Raw genomic sequence first — 2,529 nt, 5'->3', positions numbered from 1 at the left:
TGCGGGCGCTCCCGTGTAATATCTGTCCCATAATTCCTCCTGTGTCGGTAGCAAATCATACAATACACCATCACAATGCGGGACCAAACAGCTAACGTCTAGACGTTCATCATCGTAATGCAATTTGACATCCAATTGTTGCGCAAACCGGGCCCCTGGCGCACTTTTCCACCTGGCTTTTCCAATATATTCGTTAATGTCATAGCCGGCTGTGTGTTTGCTGCGATCTATATCATGAAAACCATTGCTTTTGCCTTGATACGTTTCGAGCAGGAAGCCAAATTGCCCGAAAGCGGCTGCATCGAAGGTGCCTCCATAGTGGGCATGGATTTTGCGTGTTCTAAATGCTCCAACTTCAACGTTAACCGCACCAGTTAACTTATCAGGAATCGGAGTAGAGATCACGTTGACCGCACCAGATGTGGTATGGGGTCCATGCATGAGCACTTCTGGTCCCTTCAATATTTCAATGCTGCTGATTCGTCCAACATTGGGAAAATAATAAGCTGAAGGGTTGGAGTAAGGTGACATTGCCGCCGGGATACCATCTTCTAATACAGAAATACGATCACTGCGGCCAGCTGATGATGCACGAACGCCTATACGAGGAAACATACCCAGCCCATCTTCCTCTCTTACATATACCCCTGGCACGCCACGCAGGACTTGATTGATATTGGTATGTTTGAATTTATTCAATTCTTCTGCAGACAGAACATAAGCTGACCCCATTGAACTTTGTGGATTCTCAGGATTTGCTATGATCTTGACCGGTTCCAACATGGTGGGAGGGCTACCAGCATTATTATCATCAGTGGCAGGAGTGACTAAGTCTTGTGCAAACACTGGCTGTAAACTGACACCGAATGCACAGGCAAGGACAAGAGAAAGTTTTGTATATTGATAGGGGTTGACAATAGTGAATGGAATGGAAATATTCATTGGCTTTGATCCCTGGGTTGTTAATAACTGAATAACTGGTATCAGAGCACCACATACTGCAGATCATGCAAGGAACACCGAGCATACAATTTCCCCTTTGTTACGTTTCTTAGAGGAAATACGATTGATGATGTGAGCGATACTGATTTGCATTAAACTACAGGGGCATTTGTCAGAATACTGTCAGATTTGCCCATGAATACTCATTCTCTCGTACCTAATTACGGTATTAGTGCCAGACAGTGCTACGAACCGATTCGTGTTCTGATTGTGGACGATCATATCGACTTGATCAGCAATGTTTTCGCCTACCTGGAAAACAAGAACTTCATTCTCGATGCAGCCAGAGATGGTGAATCCGCTTTGGAATTGAGCAGTAATGGGCAGTATGATGTGCTGATACTCGACTGGATGTTGCCCAGGCTCAACGGATTGCAAGTGCTCCAGCGTTTGCGGGCGGCTGATGTGGATACTCCGACGCTGATCCTCACTGCCAAGAGTGATATTCCTGATAAGCTTTCTGGATTCGCTGCTGGTGCTGATGATTACCTGACGAAGCCATTCCTGATTGCAGAGCTTGAGGCCAGAATCTTAGCTTTGCATACAAGAAGGATAGGGCGTGCGAAAATCTTGCGGGTAGGTTCCCTCATCTACCATCTCACATCACAACAAGTGATGCGAGATGGCAGTATCATTCATCTTCACAGTGGTTCTCGGAAATTACTACAAGTCTTGATGAGGGAGAGCCCGAACGTGGTAACGAAGGACCGCCTGGAAAGTCTACTCTGGGGTGAGGATCGACCCGATAGAGACCTTTTACGTACACACATCTACGAGTTACGCAAAAGCATCGACGGTGATTATCCATTGAAGTTCGTGCAAACTGTTCCCAAGGTTGGCTATCGGATTGTCGATCCAGAGCTTGGTCCATGATTAATCGTTCGCGCCTGAGAAGACTGATCGTTATCAGCCTGGTCAGCTATACGGTCGTGCTGTCACTGACAGTTTCGCTACATGGGTACTTAGTCAACGAGTATATCGAAGAGCTGATATGGGAGTCGATGCTGGAGAGTGAGATGGCCTATATCAAGCGGAAAATTGCCCAGGATCCAGAATATGATTGGTCGGGCCTTGATCGGTTCCACTGGTATGACGAGCATCGAGACTCGTCCATACCACCGCAATTCCAGGCATTGCCAGCCGGTATGCATGACGAGGTCAGAATTGATGGTAGTGAGTTTGCGATATTGATAGAAGATGGCCCGGAAGGGCGCAAAATATTGGCACTTGATATCACCGATCTTGAGAACAGGGAACTCATGATTGCTTTTGCCATTGTCGCCTCTACCGTATTGCTGATTACAGTTCTTACTCTGCTTTCTTTCTACAGCGTCGATCGGCTGCTGCGGCCATTGACACGCATGGCAGATGAAATATCGAACCTCAGCCCTGATGGCGAAGGACCAAAAATTCCTATTGGCGATAAGGATGCTTATGTGTAGTAGTTGAGATCTGATCTGACAGTTACCCGATTTGACGAGTGCCTGTTAGATCAGATTCAGTTATTCAATTCGGTAATTTTATCGT

At 46.5% G+C, this 2,529-nt stretch carries 3 protein-coding genes; 2 read left to right on the top strand and 1 reads right to left on the bottom strand.

From position 1 onward, the window contains the following. Positions 1-942, bottom strand: a 942-nt coding sequence (locus tag B5D58_RS13365) for a TonB-dependent receptor plug domain-containing protein (RefSeq protein WP_159445014.1), incomplete at its 3' end; no start/stop codon positions are given. 195 nt (positions 943-1,137) lie between these two features. Here B5D58_RS13365 and B5D58_RS13360 point away from each other — a divergent pair. Both B5D58_RS13360 and B5D58_RS13355 read left to right on the top strand, forming a co-directional pair. Further along, entirely contained in the window at positions 1,138-1,875 is a 738-nt protein-coding gene (locus B5D58_RS13360; protein WP_011111547.1) for a response regulator transcription factor, read from the top strand. Continuing rightward, entirely contained in the window at positions 1,872-2,444 is a 573-nt protein-coding gene (locus B5D58_RS13355) for a hypothetical protein (protein ID WP_011111548.1), read from the top strand. The genes B5D58_RS13360 and B5D58_RS13355 overlap by 4 nt, the downstream gene beginning before the upstream one ends. The last annotated feature ends 85 nt before the right edge of the window (positions 2,445-2,529 follow it).

The organism is Nitrosomonas europaea, from assembly GCF_900167395.1.
GTDB classification, from domain to species: domain Bacteria; phylum Pseudomonadota; class Gammaproteobacteria; order Burkholderiales; family Nitrosomonadaceae; genus Nitrosomonas; species Nitrosomonas europaea.
This window is presented reverse-complemented; position numbering and strand designations above follow the sequence as displayed.

What these genes read in the sequence shown, in the direction of transcription:
- B5D58_RS13360 (WP_011111547.1), top strand. Translation starts at nt 1,138, where the DNA reads ATGAATACTCATTCTCTCGTACCTAATTACGGTATTAGTGCCAGACAG.
- B5D58_RS13355 (WP_011111548.1), top strand. Translation starts at nt 1,872, where the DNA reads ATGATTAATCGTTCGCGCCTGAGAAGACTGATCGTTATCAGCCTGGTC.